The sequence below is a fragment of the Fundidesulfovibrio magnetotacticus genome (assembly GCF_013019105.1).
Lineage (GTDB): Bacteria > Desulfobacterota > Desulfovibrionia > Desulfovibrionales > Desulfovibrionaceae > Fundidesulfovibrio > Fundidesulfovibrio magnetotacticus.
This window is the reverse complement of the sequence record NZ_BLTE01000007.1, coordinates 31,010-47,589: the sequence shown is the minus strand read 5'-3', so window position 1 is coordinate 47,589 and position 16,580 is coordinate 31,010. Positions and strand designations below refer to the sequence as shown.

The 16,580-nt window shown below is 57.1% G+C and carries 12 protein-coding genes; 3 read left to right on the top strand and 9 right to left on the bottom strand.

Translation table 11 applies throughout. The annotated features are described in order from the left end of the window. Positions 1–85: 85 nt before the first annotated feature. The 3 genes from NNJEOMEG_RS08765 to NNJEOMEG_RS08755 are packed head-to-tail and all read left to right on the top strand — an operon-like array spanning position 86 to position 4,521. Positions 86–1,507, top strand: a complete 1,422-nt coding sequence (locus NNJEOMEG_RS08765; protein ID WP_173083468.1) for a sigma-54 interaction domain-containing protein — start codon at positions 86–88, stop codon at positions 1,505–1,507. Between the two features lie 60 nt (positions 1,508–1,567). Continuing rightward, positions 1,568–2,509 (top strand): N-acyl amino acid synthase FeeM domain-containing protein, encoded by a 942-nt coding sequence (locus NNJEOMEG_RS08760; RefSeq protein ID WP_235956901.1) that lies wholly within the window; start codon positions 1,568–1,570, stop codon positions 2,507–2,509. Then, complete coding sequence (locus NNJEOMEG_RS08755; RefSeq protein ID WP_173083466.1) at positions 2,506–4,521, top strand: ThiF family adenylyltransferase; 2,016 nt, start codon at positions 2,506–2,508, stop codon at positions 4,519–4,521. Before NNJEOMEG_RS08760 ends, NNJEOMEG_RS08755 begins: the two co-directional genes overlap by 4 nt. 135 nt (positions 4,522–4,656) lie before the next feature. Here the strand turns inward: NNJEOMEG_RS08755 and NNJEOMEG_RS08750 are convergent, their stop codons facing one another. From NNJEOMEG_RS08750 to NNJEOMEG_RS21140, 9 genes are all read right to left on the bottom strand, one after another. Further along, on the bottom strand, positions 4,657–5,916 hold the full coding sequence (locus NNJEOMEG_RS08750) for a glycosyltransferase (RefSeq protein WP_173083464.1): 1,260 nt from the start codon (positions 5,914–5,916) through the stop codon (positions 4,657–4,659). Positions 5,917–5,983: 67 nt separating this feature from the next. Next, the gene (locus NNJEOMEG_RS08745; protein ID WP_173083462.1) at positions 5,984–6,679 is read right to left on the bottom strand and encodes a PEP-CTERM sorting domain-containing protein; all 696 of its coding nucleotides are present in this window, start codon (positions 6,677–6,679) and stop codon (positions 5,984–5,986) included. Positions 6,680–7,076: 397 nt separating this feature from the next. Then, the gene (locus NNJEOMEG_RS08740) at positions 7,077–9,518 is read right to left on the bottom strand and encodes a glycoside hydrolase domain-containing protein (RefSeq protein WP_173083460.1); all 2,442 of its coding nucleotides are present in this window, start codon (positions 9,516–9,518) and stop codon (positions 7,077–7,079) included. 62 nt (positions 9,519–9,580) lie between these two features. After that, the gene (locus NNJEOMEG_RS08735) at positions 9,581–10,537 is read right to left on the bottom strand and encodes an acyltransferase family protein (protein ID WP_173083458.1); all 957 of its coding nucleotides are present in this window, start codon (positions 10,535–10,537) and stop codon (positions 9,581–9,583) included. A gap of 103 nt (positions 10,538–10,640) precedes the next feature. Further along, positions 10,641–12,086: a lipopolysaccharide biosynthesis protein gene (locus NNJEOMEG_RS08730; protein ID WP_173083456.1), complete on the bottom strand. Its 1,446-nt coding sequence runs from the start codon at positions 12,084–12,086 to the stop codon at positions 10,641–10,643. Between the two features lie 15 nt (positions 12,087–12,101). Then, complete coding sequence (locus NNJEOMEG_RS08725; RefSeq protein WP_173083454.1) at positions 12,102–13,274, bottom strand: glycosyltransferase; 1,173 nt, start codon at positions 13,272–13,274, stop codon at positions 12,102–12,104. Then, entirely contained in the window at positions 13,271–14,392 is a 1,122-nt protein-coding gene (locus NNJEOMEG_RS08720) for a glycosyltransferase (RefSeq protein ID WP_173083453.1), read from the bottom strand. The genes NNJEOMEG_RS08725 and NNJEOMEG_RS08720 overlap by 4 nt, the downstream gene beginning before the upstream one ends. Further along, complete coding sequence (locus tag NNJEOMEG_RS08715; protein ID WP_235956900.1) at positions 14,389–15,468, bottom strand: glycosyltransferase; 1,080 nt, start codon at positions 15,466–15,468, stop codon at positions 14,389–14,391. Before NNJEOMEG_RS08715 ends, NNJEOMEG_RS08720 begins: the two co-directional genes overlap by 4 nt. 71 nt (positions 15,469–15,539) lie before the next feature. Then, positions 15,540–16,502: an acyltransferase family protein gene (locus NNJEOMEG_RS21140; protein ID WP_173083449.1), complete on the bottom strand. Its 963-nt coding sequence runs from the start codon at positions 16,500–16,502 to the stop codon at positions 15,540–15,542. Positions 16,503–16,580 lie beyond the last annotated feature (78 nt).

The window sequence follows — 16,580 nt, the reverse complement described above, 5'->3', positions numbered from 1 at the left end:
AATGCTTGGTTTGCATTAGCCGTTTGGCGTCTGTTCGTACCATGTTCCCCTTTGTATACTGAAGGCGTCTGGAGTGGCGGGCAGAATGGCCAATATTATTGTTCTTGAAAAGGGACGTGATATCCTTAACGAAATTTTAGAGATTTCCAAGGGGGTACCTCATTCCGTCTGCTCCGCCAAGCGGTCTAGCGATCTGGTGGAGGACGGGCAGGAAGCCAAAACGGACCTGCTTGTCTACTATAAAAACGACGGTGTCCCCGTCGATCAGCTCTTCAACCGGATCCGTGAGTTCCGTTCCCCCCCCAAGGTTCTGGTCGTTGTCGACAAACCCGACTTTTCCGAGTTGGAATTCTCCCTGCGCGAAGGGGCCCTGGATTATATCCCCCGCAACGAAGCCACGGGTTTCCTGACCAGCTTGTTGGGGCGTCTGGACCAGCTTGTGGTCAAAGACGAGCCCATCGGGGCCGAGCTCGGCGAACGGTTCAACATCGTCGGCGAGTGCACGCTCATGCGCAACTGTCTCAATACGGTGGCAAAGGCCAGACACAGTGATGTTTCCGTGCTCATCCAGGGGGAGACGGGCACTGGCAAGGAGCTCATCGCGCGCGCGATCCATGGCATCAGCACGCGCTCCTCGAAGAGCCTCATCGTGGTCGACTGCGCCTCGCTGCCTGACACCCTCGTCGAATCGATCCTGTTCGGCTATTCCAAGGGGGCCTTCACCGGGGCTGACATGCAGAATGAGGGTCTCGTTATGCGAGCGCATGGGGGGACGCTTTTTCTTGATGAGGTCTCCGAGCTTCCCCTGGAATTGCAGAAAAAGTTTCTCCGGGTGCTCCAGGAGCGAAGGTTCAGGCCTGTAGGAGCAAAGCGCGAAGTGGAGAGTGATTTCAGGCTCGTTGCAGCGACTAACAAAGATCTTTCTCAGATGGTTAAGGATGGCCTTTTCCGTTCAGATCTTTTGTACAGAATCCAATCGCTCAAGGTCAATCTGCCGCCGTTGAGAAGTCGACTGGAAGATCTTCCGCTGTTGATCAAGCATCTTCTGAAAAAGTCGTGCAAGAAAAATCGTATTTCAGAGAAGTCATTCTCGGATTGTTTTTTAGAGACAATGAAATGTCACGATTGGCCAGGAAATGTGCGTGAGTTGGAGAATGTTCTCGACTCTGTTGTGGTGCTGGCTCATTTCAGTCCTGTTGTATATCCTGAGCATATTCCTCACTACATTCGTGTTCGCGTGGCAAAGCATTCTTTGCATAATAATGACATGCAGTCATCTGGTGACTTGAAGAGAATAACAGGCGGGTTGGTTACCAGGTCGTCGTTGCCGACGTACAAAAAATACCGGAACGAAGTGCTGGAGTCGATGGAGCAGCATTATTTCAAGGAAGTGTATGAACTCAGCGGCGGCAATCTGGCGGAGGCCATGAAGATCACCAACCTCTCCAGGGCCAGACTTTATGAATTTTATAAGAGATACAATCTGACGAAGAGTGAGGCGCACTGAATTTGAACAACTTCTGGTAAGCAATTTGCATGAGTGACCCATTCTGCCTGGGAGCATTGCATGCAACATATTTCATTGTCAAACTCATCGGGCTCGCCACTGCCTCCGCCAATCGCCCAGGACGACGGCTCCACCTCTGGAGCGGATCGTCGCCGTACCATACGTATCCGCCGTTCCGCATTGCTCGACGCCAAGCTTGAATCGCTCGATCGGCCGAGCATCAAGATCGCCGAGACCATGGAGGAATATTCCCAGGCCTTCGGGGTGCTCCATGATGTCTATGTCGCTTCAGGCTACCTGCGGTCTCCATTGACGTCCGGGATGCACTTTGGCATCCACCATCTCCTTCCGAAAACATGTGTGTTTGTATTCAAGACATATCTGACGGTCATATCGACCATGAGCTACATACCAGATACTCCGCAGTTTGGTCTTCCAATGGATGAGCTTTACAAAGATGAACTTGACTCGCTTCGTGCACAGGGTCGTAAAATCATAGAGGTCGGGTCCTTGGCAACATCACCGCACAGGCGGTGGCAAAACATTGTCGTCTTTCTGGCCAAGGCAATTTTCACCTATGCCTTATCCACGGGGGCTGACGATCTCTGCATCATGGTCAACCCGAAGCACGTAAGATTCTACAAGTCAATTTTCCTGTTTGAGGAATTTGGAGAGGCGAAGCATTACGGAAAGGTGGACGCTCCGGCTGTCGCACTTCGCGCCGACATGCGCGATATCGAATCTGCACTTTTCAAAGCCTATCATGACAATGACTTTGATACGAACCTTCACGCATTCTTCGTAAAGGTCAACGCGCGTCCAGGAGGTCATGAAGTTGATGGCGAAAGTTCTGAAAAAGATTACTCTCTGGACAACGACATAATGCGTCATCTCTTGCATTCAAATCCGTTTGTTCTCCACGCGCTGTCGCCTGGGCAACTGGCATGGCTGAAGCAAACATACGGCTGCGTCATCTCACAAACGCCCCCTCCTGTATCATGACCACCAAAGGACAGGATCCCCCCGTCGCGTCGTCACTGTTCGACGTCGAGGCCCGGGCTTTCATGGAGGCGGCCTTCTCCCGCAACCTGGGCATTCTCACCCCGCAGGAGCAGGAGAAACTTTTCCTGTCACGAGTGGCCGTGCCCGGCCTGGGGGGCGTCGGCGGGCTTCACTGCATGACTCTGGCCAGACTTGGCGTGGGGAGCTTTCACTTGGCCGATCCGGACGCCTACGAACTGGCGAATTTCAACCGCCAATTCGGGGCCACGGTGCGCCATCTGGGCGAAAGCAAGCTGTCCTCCATGGTCGAGGAGATCCGTCAGATCAACCCCCGTGCGTCGCTGACATCGTTTCACGACGGGCTGACCCCGGACAATCTGGACGAATTCCTCTCCGGTGTGAACGTTGTCGTGGACGGTCTGGACTTCAGCGCCTTCAACATCCGCAGGATGCTCTTCAACAGGGCGCGTGAAATGGGCATCCCGGTTGTTACGGCCGCCCCCCTGGGTTATACTGCGTCGCTTCTGGTCTTCGCTCCGGACTCCATGACCTTCGATGACTACTTCGACAACCGACCGGGGCTTTCCGAGCGCGAACGCCTGCTGCGCTTCGCGGTCGGGCTGGCGCCTTCCGGGCTGCATCTGGGGCAGATCGATCCGGCGAAGGTCGATCTGGCCAGGGGGCGGGGCCCGTCGCTTGCGGTTGCCTGCCTCCTCTGCGCAGCCTTGGCAGCCACGGAAACGGTACGGCTCCTAGGGGGGCGTCCCGGGCTCAAAACTGCCCCATGGTCGCTGCAGGTTGATCTTGCCACGGGCCGGTCCAAATGGTCCCGTCCGCGCCGGGGCAACGCCTCGGCAAGCCAGCGTCTCAAGCTTTGGTACGTCCGTAACGTTCTCCTGGCAGGCATGTCCGAGGCGACGCGCGGCGTGCCCTCCACACCGGTCGGCGTCACGGCGGGCCAGGCTCCGACTCCCGACCAACTGGGCTGGCTGGAGCAGGCGGCTCGCCAGGCGCCCTCCGGCGACAACTGCCAGCCGTGGCGCATCCAACGTACGGAGAATGGCCTGAGCATCCGGCTCGATCCATCCCGCGACGGTAGTTTCTTCAACTTCCGGCAGTTGGCGTCCGTCATAGCCTGTGGCGCAGCCGTCCAGAATGTGGTTAGCTCAGCCCCGGATACAGGCCTCAGGGCCTTGTTTGAGCTCTTGCCCGATCCTGCCGACAGGGATTGCATGGCGGAAATACGTCTTGAGCCCTCAGTTGCTGTCCCTGATGTGCTTAGCGAAACGGTTTGGACGCGCTGCACCAATCGACGTCCGTATTTCCGACGCTCCGTGGACTCCTACAGCGTTAAGCGTCTCGTGGAGTCGGCGGAGCCCTCCCGCCTGATCGTCGTGCATGATCCCAAGAGACTCCGGGAGCTTGCTGGTCTTGTCTATCTTGCGGACCGCATCCGGGTGGAGCGTCGCGACCTGCACGAGCACTTCACCTCCATGACCCGCTTCACACCTCCCGACGGGGCCGGGCATGACGACGGCCTGCCGCTCAAGAACCTCCATGCCGGCGCGGCGGGCGAGGCCTTCCTGCGGTTGACGCGTCCCTGGTGGGCCATGCGTGTCGCCAACACCGTAGGTCTCGGCAGGCTGGTTGCGCTGCATTCGCGCCTCGGCATGCTGTCGAGCCCTCTCGCGGGGCTTTTGTGCGCGGAGCAGGCCGACGTGGAGGGGTTCCTGAAGGGCGGCATGGGGATGGAGCGCGTCTGGCTCATGGCCACCCGCCTGGGCCTTGCTCTTCAGCCCATGACGGCCATCACCCTCTTCTGGCTGCGCTGGCGTCTGGAGGGTCCGGATGCCTTCAGTAAGGCGCACCGGACCCTCCTGGAAAAGGTTTGGCAAGGGTTCGAGAAGCTCTTTCCGGAGCTCGGAGCTGCCTGCTGGCCGGTGATGCTCTTCCGGGCAGGGCATGCGCGGCCCATCAGCCAAGGCACCCCCAGAAGACTGCGCGAGCCCTAGCAGCCTCTTGAAAAATCTTCGCTGGCTGCGTTGCAGGGGAAAAGCCAAACCCTCACGTATGGGAAATACGCTTCGGGCTTGGCTTTTTCCCCGCGCCTTGCCAGCGAGTTGTTTGAGCAGGCTGCAAGAATCGACTTATTTAACGGTCTGCCAGGCGCGCAGTGGGGGCGGTCCCCCAGCCCCCAGGGACTCTAAGGCCTCGGCACATGCGCGAGGGGCGTCGCGGGTCTGGATGATCTGCCCCAGGCGTCGCGCCGCGGAGGTGTACGCCGCATCCTCCAGGACGCGCTCCACGGCCTGTTTGAGGGACGCGGGGGAGCGCAGGAAGGCCTCCGGCGTTACGGTGAGCCCCGCCCCCAGGGCCTGGACGCGGCGCATGTTGAACTTCTGGTCCGGGATGGTGGGAATGCCCACGATGGGCTTGCCCAGGCGCAGGGCCTGGTAGACGCTTCCGTTGCCCCCGTGGCAGACCACCACGTCGCTCTCCACGATGACCAACTCCCCATCAACGAATTCCTCGATCCGGATGAAGCGGCTTGGCGAGGCCACATCCCGGGTCTGTCCGCCCGTGGTGATCACCGCGTTCCATCCCTCCGCCTCGAAAACGTCCGTCACGCGCTGAAAGAATTCCGGAATACCCGTGGTGCCCATGGTCATGTAGATCATGGGGCCGTCGCGCCTGGGCAGGGGCCACCAGTCGGGTCGGCCCTGGGGGAGTTCCCAACCCAGGGGGCCGACGTAGCGGGTGTCGGCCGGGAGGGTGCGTGTGGGGAAATATTCTGGGATGTCGGCCAGCAGCGTCATGTCTGCCCCGGTCAGGCAGTTGGTGGCCGTGACTCTCTTGCGCAGCGAGTGTCGTCTGGAAAGCCTTGAGAAGTCGCCCATGGCCGTGTCGAACACCGTCATCTCCACGGCCAAGTTCACCCGGTTCAGGACGCGCCGGACCAGGGAGCCCTGCGGCGCAAGACGCTCCGGAACCCCCTCGAACAAGGGAACATAGGGGAGCGCCCGGTATTCGCAGGATGAAACGTTCACGATGGCGGCATGCCTGTGTCCGCCCAGTTGCATGGAAATGGCCGCTGAAAAGCGCCCGTCGGTGAGGACCACGTCCGGACGCAGGCGGCCGGCCAGTTCAAGGTCCGCCTCGATCATCCGGTTCAATTCTTTGGTGGTGACGAAGCGCAGCGTTCCTTCCCGGATGCGGTCGAAAAGAGCCTTGGGATCGGGCTCGAACAGGGGGTGGGCCTGGAATCCTGCCTCGGACACGTGTCGCAGCTTGGGGCTTTCCCCAGCGAAGTGCACCTCGTGCCCCCGGCGGCGCAGTTCCAGGGCCACGGCCAGTGGCCGGGCCAGGTGCGAAAAGGTGTGGGAGTATGGGATGCAGAGGATGCGCAAGGTGCCTCCAGATCAAAAAGGAAAGGCGGGGAAGACCGGCTTCCCCGCCTTTGCCTGCAAGGGAACTCTAGTTCTTTCTGGCGCGGCGGCGCAGGCCGAAGAGGCCCAGGAGGCCGGAGCCCATGGCGATCATGGTGGCGGGTTCGGGGGTGGCGTAGATCTCGGCGCGGTCGCCGATGGCCACCTGGTAGTCGCCCGTCTGACGGGTGCGGGTCAGGCCCAGGCCGGTGGCGCTGGCCTGCGCGGCCTGCCAGCCGCCGGTGTTGCCCAGCAGGGTCTGCACGGCCAGGCCGGCGGTCGGGGAGAGGCTGAAGTCCATGGTGCCGAAGTAGTTGCCCTGCGGGACGGTGCCGCCGACGTACTGGCTGAGGATGTTCACGGAGAAGTCGTCGGCGCTGCCGAGCTGGAACGAGGACCAGAGGTCGCCGCTGACGATGTTGTTCACGTTGGTCGAGGAGTAGGTCTGGGTGGGGACGGAAGCGAGGTCGGTGGACCAGTACATCTTGAGCACTTCCGAAGCGTTGTCCTTGGTCCAGGTGTCGTTCTGGGCGTCGTAGGAGCCGAAGGCGTCCTTGAATGCATTGGACAGGGACGCGAACTGGCCGGAGGTGTAGTCGACAGCGCCCAGGGTGAGGATGGCGTCGCCGTTGCTGGCCAAGGAGATATTCGTCACCTGGGCCATGAACACGCCGGTGAGGTATCCGGCCCCGGCGTTGAGGTTGTTGTAGGTCTGGACCGAGGTGGAACCATTTTCGCTGTACATTTGCGAGACGTTGAGAACGCCAGCGAAAATGGTGCCATACAGGTTGTTGAGCTGCGGCCAGGAATTCGGGTAACCCGATTCCCATCCGTTCATGGTGAGCGAGTTAACGCCTTCGCTCAGCGTAGGCCACGCCGGGGTTGCATTCGCGTGCAAAGCACCACCGAAAGACATGAGCGCGACAATCGCAATGATCAGCCTGATTTTTTTCATGGTTACTGTCCTCCTGTTCACCGTGTACAGCAAGTGTAATGCCATCTTGTTGTTGCTTGTAATTATTGACTAATTCGTCAAGGCTGGTCGAACTGGTCTGTCGGCGTAAACTTTTCCGACCGCGAATTCCAAGAAACTTAACAAGCGGCTCGAGGGCTGGGTAGCGGGGTGCGGCAGGAGTATGTGGTTACTGCCCGCCGACGCGCCGCTCGATGGCGTCCGCCAGGAGTGCGCGGGCTTTGGCCATGGCATCCGGGTCGTCCCGCCAAGCGAAGGGACCGTTTCCGACCTGTGCGCAGATGCTTTCCGCCTCGGACCGGCCGCCCAGCTTTTCCAGAAGGGCGAGGTATTCGAAATCCTCAAACCCGTCTCGAATCGCCTTGAGCCTGATGGAAGGCACGGGAATCTCTTTGGTCCCTCCGATGACGTCCGGCGTCCCCGGATACCAGAGCGTACCGTCCCCGTTGGCGTCGAATGCGAACTGGTTTTCCCACGGGCGGTTCTTCCAGGCTAAAGCCATGTGGTAGTAAAGCACTCCCTGCACACCGCGTTGCCAGGTGAGCCATCCGACGACACGCGGCGAGACGGCGCTGGCGTCGATGAAGTAGCTGGGCAGGCTTTTGGTCTCCTCCGACATCATGGAGGTATACCACCACACCTGCTCCCCCGACTTCTGTCGCGACCGGTAAAGTTCCTCGCCGCCGTGCTTGTCCTTGCTGTCGTAGAAGTTGATCACGGGGCACCAGATGTCGATCAGTCCGCGTAACTCCGGGCGGCATTCCGTGGTGACCAGGGTGCGCAGTTTCGGGGCTCCGGCCTTGATCAGCCGTGCTCTCCGGGCCAGCTCGGGAATGTCGCTGTCGCGGGGTTCGTCCCACACGTAAACATAGGTTCTGTCCAACCAGCCTTTGCTTTCAAGGTAGGCCTGCACCGCGCGCCAATAGGCCACCCAGGCTTGATCGGAGTTCACATCCGGCTTGCCGGAGACGTTGATGGAGTCGAAGGAACGTCCATGCGGCATGCCCTTTCCAGTCATAGCCGATTCGTAATACTGTTCAGCCTGCTTCGCATTGATGCTGCACGTGTCAGAGTTGACGTCATAGACCCCAGTGATTGTGAAATATCCGCCATATAGTGAGATGCGGTGCTTGGATGCTTCCTTGGTGTATATATTGTAGTTCTTGCCAAGGTATGTCGGGTCGCAGCCGAATGATGTCCGTAGCGTCTGTTGAACTGGTATGGTGAAGTTTCGGACAGTAAACGCCAGCGGGATCTCCTTCTGCAGCACGCTTCCACTGTCAACACGGACGGTTCCTCGATACGTACCAGGTGTCTGATTTGACGGGACGTCGATCTCAATCCAGAACGATTCATTCTCCCCGCCATTCTTGACCATTGGTCGCTTTGCACGAGATTCACCGAAATATGCGTCTCGGAGAGGAACCAAAGCGTCAGGCCACCAGCCGATCCTTCCGACGTTTTTGGAAGGTTTGGTGAGGTTGATATACTCCTGACGGTAGATGCAGACGTTGTCGTCCGCGATGGCCGATCCACCGGGCCCCTGAAGGGGGGAAATTGTCACGCGGAGGTCGTCTAGGGTTGCCGCTCCGGTGAGCACAAGCTGGATCAGCTCGGACTCGCCCCGCGCGGCAAAGAATGTCGGCGGAGAGGAGGGCCTTTGGGGCAGGTCGAAACGCATGATCTTGCGCAGGGGGGACTCGAAATAAGCCTCGAGAGCCGACTCCTCCGGCGCGGCCTGGACATAGGGCTTGTCCGTTTGCACCCAGGGGCTGGCGGCGCCGAGATCGTTGACTGCTCGGATCCTTATGTGGACTTGGCCCCCAGGCCGGACTCCATCCATGGGGAGAAAAGCCTTCCGCTTGTCGCCGGGCAATTGCGCCAAAGGTACCCAGTTGGACCGGTCCTGCGACGTCTCGATCTGGTAGGAAACCTGGGCGCCTTGGTTGAAGTCGTGGGGGGCCTTGTGCTCCCACGTGAGCAGCACCTTGTCCTTAACCGGGTTTGGTGGGGGCTGCATGGACCATTCGGGAGGGGTTGGAGCTGCAACGCCCGAAAATGAGCACCGGAGCTTGAGGACCGGGCGAACGCTCTCGCTCCCATTGGGGCTGCCGAATACCAGGGGGTGGTTGGGGTTGCGCCCACCGCCAACATATTCTCGACGCACCAGAGCTCCGGGGGATCCTTTCCCGGTGGCCCAGGCCTCGACGGTCTCCCTGGGCAAGGGGAACTCGTACCAGCGACCGTGCGGGGTCTTTTGGGGGTGGTTGGCGCCATACCATGGTGTGGAGACCATCGGGGATCCGTCGAGACCCTCGACCACCAGCTTGAGGGACACGTCGGTCCAGTCGGGTTCGTAGCGGTAGTACAGCAAAAGACTGGCGGATTCCACACGAGGCTTGTTACCCGGAAGTGTGAACTTCGGGATGGTCAGGCGAAGTGGTGTCGTCCCCAGCGTGTACCATTCTTGATCTGGCGCAACGTTGGCGGCGAAGGGCAATGACAGCTCGCAGGTTTTTTGTTGCTCGGTGGATGCTGCGGTGCACTCGTTACTCAAGCAGACAATGGATGCAACAATGATAATCAATCGTGTCAGTGATACTGCGCTCATGTTATCCTGCCGTTGTCGCTACATGTTTCATAGCCTGTTTGTGTGTCTGTTGTACAGTGCGCTTAAATTCTTGAAATATGCATAAATTTCTTGGAAAGTAATGTTGCTGGTATCGCAACAATGATGGAAGCCGCCATGAACAAAGGAACTGTTGCGAATGATTTACCGATATATTGCAGTGTTGGCTTGATGAGTTCAAAGTGAAGTATGTAGACAGCGAGTGACAGCGATGCAATGTATGCAAAAAATTTAGCGTTTCGTGTGAAGATGCTCATGTCGTTAATCCTTCCGGCGACAAAGAAGAGCGAGGTCATCGTGGAAATGTTTACATAAAAATTGATCATTCTTACAGAAGGAATGAAGTGTACGATGGCCGTATGGAGTGTCATGGAGGTAATGAAGATGGTGAGCCATGGGATCGATTTCCCCTCGTTGCGGGACGATGAGTAATGTTGACCTGCAATAATACCAAATAGAAACATGCAAAGCGCATTGAAACAGTAGAGGATGTCGCTAGAGGGGTTTGTCGCTAGAGAGTAGTTGTTGCTGCCTAGAACAAGCGCGGCGGGTGCGATGAGTGCAATGGCGAGCAGGGCAAGCCGGAAGCTGTTTCTGCCTACCACAAGGGGGAACAGGAGGTAGAGGACAATGAGGTTGGGGAGAAATCGTGTGGATTGTTCAAGGGAGTGCGGGATCATGTTCTGCCAAATATCATAGAGCAGTTTCTGAGGGTTTGCAGGGTTGGCGATAATGAAAAACAGTATCGCTGGAACAAATAGCCTGAGGAACCTCCTTCTGTACCAATCAATCGGGGCTAGTGGCCTGTTGATATAACTAAGCAGCAGTCCGAATCCGGATGCGAAAAAGAAGATGGAGTTGCCAAGGTGTCCTCCAACAGCGAAACGCCCGTCTGGATACAGTGGCGTCATGTGCGAATTTACGATGAGCAGAATCGCAAGCGAGCGCAAAACGTGGATGGCGACATTTTGAGGTGCACTAGTGGAGGAAGGCCCGGACATGGTCAGCTCCTTTGATCTGCATCGAATCGTTGTCTGATTGCTGTAGTTTATTTAGATATTGCCGCGCTTTTGAGAAGTGTGATGTCCTGTCGACGCAGGCGTGTCACGCTGCCTGTCTATTAGAGGACGAGTTTGGAAAGATGTTGTTGACTAGTTTGCGGAGACATTCCATGTTGAATAGCATGTTGGCAACTATATAAAACCCCACGCCTGCCCCGCATTTGAAGGCTAGCGCCATAAAATTATCGCTGTACTGATGGCTGCTGGCTAAGATCATTACTGTGATTAGAGCTATGTGTATCATTGCGATCCTTCGCAGCCGACTTATTACTTGGGCAAAGCTGATTCCGAGCCTTGCGAGAAGAGCTTTGCTGAATCCGAGGCTGAGAAGAGGGTACGCAGTTATCCATATAAACAGAGAGTATCTTGGGCCAGCTGTCGCTGCGATCAGCGTAATGCTTACGCTTAGGACAATAATTAACGTCAGCATGTAACGTATCTGTTCATAGATCATGCCCATTGCTGTCATGCAATTTATATTGTAACTTTCTGCAAGCCTGAACAGGCATGCAACACAAAATATCTTCAACGGAAATACGGCTTGTGACCAGTTAGGCCCTAATAAAATGCTGACTGTTTCGTCAGCGCAAAAGAACAGTATGTAGTAGAACGGCGCGATAACCAGTGCTTGGTGTTCCGCAGCCTTGAGCGTCAATTCACGCAAGGCTGAAATGTCCCCCTGGTTGCGCGCGAGATACGGATAGAGAACCTGGTTCACGATCCTGACGATTTTCTCGAAAGGCATGTTGGTCAACTGTTTGGCGAAGCCGTATGCTCCGAGAAAATCCTTGGTGGCAAGCTTGCCCAGGATCGCCGTGTCGACGAGGGCGTAGAGTTGGAAAAAAATGGACCTGACCATGATCCCGATTCCGAAGTAAAGGATGTCGCGGATTTCCGAATATCTGATTAGGAGCGTTGGCCTGATGCGTTCAATCCTGCTGAACATTATGAATTGGAAGAACTCAATTAAGAGCCACTGCGCAGCCAACGCCCAGTAGCCGAATCCCGTCGCGGCCATTGCCAATGTGCAACAAGAGGTGCCTATGCGAGAGATGGTTTCCACCTTGGCGATCAGGTCGAAACGTGTTTCACGGACCAGGACGTTGCGCTGCATGGACTTCATGGCGGCGACGATGAAGATCAGACTTTGGAAGGCCACTAGGTTGCTCAAGCGTTCGTCGGAAAATATCCAGGCCAGGACAGGGCCAGCCAGGTAGCCGATCAGGGTCATGACGACGCCCGTGAGCAGGGAGAGGCCATACAGTGAGCGAATCTGGTGTTCCGTAACGCTTTCCCGCTGGATGACAGCCGCGCCCACCCCAAGCTCGCTCACTGACTGTGCGAACACGGTGAAGAGGCCGGACAATGCCACTAAGCCATAGTCCTCCGGGGTGAGAAGCCTCGCGACGAGTATGGTGACGCTCCATGTGACCACTTGTCCTAGGGCGCTGGTGCATCCCATCCAGGCGATGCTCTTCGCGATGCTCATACGAGCCATTGGCAATTACTCTCCAGAATAAATTGTATACACGATGCCGGTCGCTGCGGGTGCCGGGGATTTTCTTTTCAGCGCCTGGAAGAGCGCCTGGCTGGACCGGACATAGCTTTCTTCCGATAGCACCGTTCGGCATCTCGCCTGGGCGGCCTCGCCCAGGCGGTCGCGCAACGACTGATCGCTCAGGATCAGACGCAGTTTGTCGGCAAGATCCGCCGGGTCTTCCGGGCGGACCAGCAGGCCGGCCTCGCCGTGTCCCAACACGTCGGGGATGCCTCCCACGCTTGTCCCTATCACTGGTTTCCCGCATGCCATGGCCTCGATGAGCACTCTGCCCATGGCCTCTGAGCGCGAAGGTTGCGTGAGAACCGTGCAGCCGCGCATCACGTCCAGCATCTGGTCGTAGTCCACCGGTTTACGCAACTCGGCGCCTGGAACGGCATCAAATCTGGCCTGCCAGCGGCTGCGTTCCGGCTCCCGGCAGTGGCCCATGACCACAAGGCGCATGCCGGGGAATTCCCGGCGGACGGCATCATAGGCTTCCAGCAGGATGTCAACGCCCTTGCGACGGAACGGATACCCGACGCACAGGATGTACCCTTCGTCTCTGTCGCCAGGTGAGAATAAAGAGGTGGGGACAAAGTCGTGAAATATGAAACAGGGCTTGCGCCTGAGTATGTGTTCCCATTCGTCGTATTGTTCTTTGTTGAGAATCTTGACAGCATCTGCCAGGCAAAGTGTGATTGTTGATGCCATGTTGAAGAGGACTCTTCTTGATTTCTTCACATTGCCGTCGTTTGATTCCGCGTCGGCAGCGTTTTTCACGTGGCCGTTTATTTCGATGACCGACTTGCAACCGGTCAGCAGCTTGATGGCCGTGGCAACGATGCCGAGTTTCAAAGGGTCATAGGCAAGGACAGCATTGATTTTCTCCTGCCGGGCGATCCTCCAACCTTTGTATATCATGCGGGCAGTGGATAGCAGTTTGCCAAAGATGCTGGAGCCATCCTGTGGCGGTTGGGCGTGGAGCACAGTTCCCTTGAAACGTTGACCGTCCATGGTCGGATCACCCGTGAAGAGAACATGGCTCTCCATCTGTACGGAGAGAAGTTCAAACCTCGACCTGAAGTGCGGCAGGTGCGCATTGTAGGTAATGGGCATCACAAAGAGCACCTTGATCATATTGAATCCCCGCCTGGTTGCTGAAGACCGAGGGCCAGCAGATAGGCTTGGACCATGGTCTCGATGGAATATTCCAGCTCCGCGCGGCCCCTGGCGGCCAGCCCCAGGTTCTGGGACAGGCCAGGGTCGCCTGCCAAGGCGACAAGTCGGTCCGCCAGTTCGTCGGGACGGCGTGTTTGAAGCAAAAATCCCACCCGATCGTCCACCACGCGGGACAGGGACCCCACGTCCGTGGCCACTACGGGCAGAGAACAACTCATGGCCTCCATGACTGAGAGCGGGAGCCCCTCGTTGACGGATGTCATGGCATAGGCGTCGAATCCGCTCAGCCATGCGGGCACGTCGTCAACCATGCCTGTGAAGTGTACATCCTGGACTACTCCAAACGCTGCCGCCGTTGCCTCCAGCGACGTCCGAAGGCTGCCGTCGCCGACGAGCACCAATTTTGATCGTCGGATGTTGGGATGCTGCTTCATCTGGGCGAATCCTCGCAGGAGCAGTTCAAGATCCTTGACAGGTTCGAGCCTGGCGCAAGTTCCCACCACGAAGTCGTCCTGCCCCGCGCCGACCAGGGCCCGAACGCGCATGCGCTCACCCTGGTCCCGAACGAAACGGTCGGTGTCCACGCCGTTGGTGATGACAACCGCCTTGTGAGCAATTTGCGGCGCGCGTTCCACAAACCAGTCGCGGACAGCATCGGACACGAAAACAAACCTGCTCACCAATGGCGCGATGCGTCCGAAGTGAGCCAGGATGTGCGGCTGGTTCTCATGGGAATGGTGGTCGTGCTCCACGTGGACGAGACGGCGCCTGAGCACGGCAGCCCCTGGAACGGCATGGACGAGTTGCCGGAAATGATGGGTGATCACCGCATCGCAACGCCTTGCGAGCATGAGCCAGGTGAGCCTGGCCATGAGATCCGGGCGGACCCCGGAGGCCTTGCGCAGGCTCATGCATTGGACATTCGCGCGCGCCAGCCTGTCCCGCAGGGGGCCGTCCTGACCCAACCCGCAGACCAGACCGTCCACCCCGCGCTCCCGGAAGGCTCCAGCAAGAGTGGCAGACAGGGATTCCGATCCCCCAACGCGCAGGGAATCCAAGACATGGAGGATCTTCATGGCCGAGTCCCTTGACCGCGCGCGTTTGCATCGTGCGAGGATGCCTTGTCCCAGACGTCGTAGCGTCCTCTGATCCAGAGCATCCAGGCCCGGACGACGGCCGCGTTGAGCAGGAGCAGGCCAGCCATGGCCCGCCAGGGGAATCCCTGCCAGCCGAAACGCCAGGCGGCGATGGCCGCAATCCAGAAGGCCAGTTGCGCGACGCCCAGAACAGCGAGCCAGCCTCCTGCGGCCAGACTCGTCACCAAGCATCCCGCGAGCATGGCCGGGAGGAACAGGCGGGCCATCTTGTGGGAGACGAAGCGGAACCAGATGGGGTTGCGCCAGGGCGAAAGGAGTTCTGGAGCCAACTGTATGAGTTGGAGGTTGCCCAGAAGGGTACGCACCTTGCGGGTCAGTTCGCCAGCGTCGTGCACGGGCTTGGAGTCCACAGCAAGGGCGTCGGTGTCGTAGACCACGCGTTTTCCGGCCAGGACCACCCGCATGGGCGCGAGCACGTCGTCCAAGATGGTTCCGGGAGGCAAGGGGGTCCAAAGCTCTCTGCGCATGGCGTAAATGGCCCCGGTGACCCCCACCACCGAGCCGCTTGCCGCCTCGGAGTCGCGCAGCATGACTTCATAGTTCCAGTAGGATCCAACCCCGGAGGCCGCCGCAGTCTGACTGGCGGGACGTAAGCAGAGCCTGCCAGACACCGCGCCCACGTCCGGGTCCGCGAAGTGGGCCATGAGCCTTCGTGCCACATCAGTGCCGAAGCTCTGCCTTGCGTCGCACAACAAGAGAAGTGGGTAGGAGGACGCCGCGACCCCGGCGTTCAAAGCAGCCGCCTTGCCAAGGGGGCGTTCCAATCGGATCAGTCGTACCCGTTGTTGCGCGAACGACCGAACGACATCGTCTGTGGTGTCGGTGGAGCCATCCGATACCACTACGATCTCCATCAGGTCCGGAGGGTAGTCCATGTTAAGCAGATTCTCCAGGCGCAAGACGAGGCGTTCTCCCTCGTCGCGTGCGCAGAGGACCACCGAGAACGATCGAGCGAAATCGTCCTTGCGCACGGACCGCGGGCGCAGCCTAGCCATGGCCAGCATGAGCAAAGGGTACCCAGCTAAAGTGTGAAATAGCAAAGCGGTTGAGAGAATGAAGGCCAAAGTCATGAGACGTTCCTTTTCTTTCTGGTCAAATCAACAAGCGAGTCGTAAGTATATTGAATTGCATACGAGATTGCAAAGATAGATATGAAGCCGACGACAAATAGCATGAAAATGTTAAGCGCAGGGTTGTGTATCGGGATTACTTCGACAACATACATGAATATCACTCTGTGGTACAAGTACATGCAGTAAGAAGCATATGAAACAGCTGTAATTATGCAGTTTTGCGCGTAAATCTTGCTCGACAGTAAGATTATCAAAGGGATTGCAGCTGTGCTGGATGCGCGAGAAATACTTTCAGTTCCACAATTGTAGCCAACACAGGTCGCCAAAATTCCTGCTACGAAAAGGGGCACGACAACAGAGTATTTCGCAGTATATTTGCGAACCATAGCTGAGCGATTTGATATTATTCCGAATGTGAATGGAATGAGATAAACTATGGCTCTCTTGTCAACCAATGCACTGTTGAGTTTGCTTATCGTGACGAGAATTATGATTGCAAATGCTGCAGATATCGTGCAATGCGCAAAAGAATATCTATATATGATAACTGGGAATATTAAATAATACGCAATGATGCAGGTGATAAACCAGAGAGTAATTGGCTGATCATTTGTAATGATGCTGGTTAAGGTGGCTGCGTGAAAAAAAACATTGGCGTCGATCATTCCCGTTAAATAGAACAATGTTAGTGCAAGAATAAAAAGAGGGTATATTCGAATGAATCTTTTTTGGTAAAACAATAAAAAGTCATTGAAGTTTGAGATTGTATTCCGTGCAGACAATAGGAATCCTGATATGTACATAAATAAAGCAAGGAGTGTGTATGTTGTAATCTCGAAAGGCGTTGTGTCGAAAATGTGAATCGGTAAATAATTGTCAAAATGCCATATCATTACAATATAGAAGATAGAAGTTGCCCGTAACAGGTCGAGGTGAGGGTATCTCTGGCTTGTCATGAGGGTGCTGTCTCGAAGTTATATTGTTGAGTAAGACCCGTAGTAGCATTCATTGCGTGGTGACGGAAGGTCAGCGAA

Bases quoted from the DNA above. Each gene is read 5' to 3' on its own strand.
- NNJEOMEG_RS08765 (WP_173083468.1), top strand. From the start codon at position 86: ATGGCCAATATTATTGTTCTTGAAAAGGGACGTGATATCCTTAACGAA.
- NNJEOMEG_RS08745 (WP_173083462.1), bottom strand. From the start codon at position 6,679: ATGTACAGCGAAAATGGTTCCACCTCGGTCCAGACCTACAACAACCTC.
- NNJEOMEG_RS08755 (WP_173083466.1), top strand. From the start codon at position 2,506: ATGACCACCAAAGGACAGGATCCCCCCGTCGCGTCGTCACTGTTCGAC.
- NNJEOMEG_RS08730 (WP_173083456.1), bottom strand. From the start codon at position 12,086: ATGAGCATCGCGAAGAGCATCGCCTGGATGGGATGCACCAGCGCCCTA.
- NNJEOMEG_RS08760 (WP_235956901.1), top strand. From the start codon at position 1,568: ATGCAACATATTTCATTGTCAAACTCATCGGGCTCGCCACTGCCTCCG.
- NNJEOMEG_RS08720 (WP_173083453.1), bottom strand. From the start codon at position 14,392: ATGAAGATCCTCCATGTCTTGGATTCCCTGCGCGTTGGGGGATCGGAA.
- NNJEOMEG_RS08725 (WP_173083454.1), bottom strand. From the start codon at position 13,274: ATGATCAAGGTGCTCTTTGTGATGCCCATTACCTACAATGCGCACCTG.
- NNJEOMEG_RS08735 (WP_173083458.1), bottom strand. From the start codon at position 10,537: ATGTCCGGGCCTTCCTCCACTAGTGCACCTCAAAATGTCGCCATCCAC.
- NNJEOMEG_RS08740 (WP_173083460.1), bottom strand. From the start codon at position 9,518: ATGAGCGCAGTATCACTGACACGATTGATTATCATTGTTGCATCCATT.
- NNJEOMEG_RS08715 (WP_235956900.1), bottom strand. From the start codon at position 15,468: ATGGCTAGGCTGCGCCCGCGGTCCGTGCGCAAGGACGATTTCGCTCGA.
- NNJEOMEG_RS21140 (WP_173083449.1), bottom strand. From the start codon at position 16,502: ATGACAAGCCAGAGATACCCTCACCTCGACCTGTTACGGGCAACTTCT.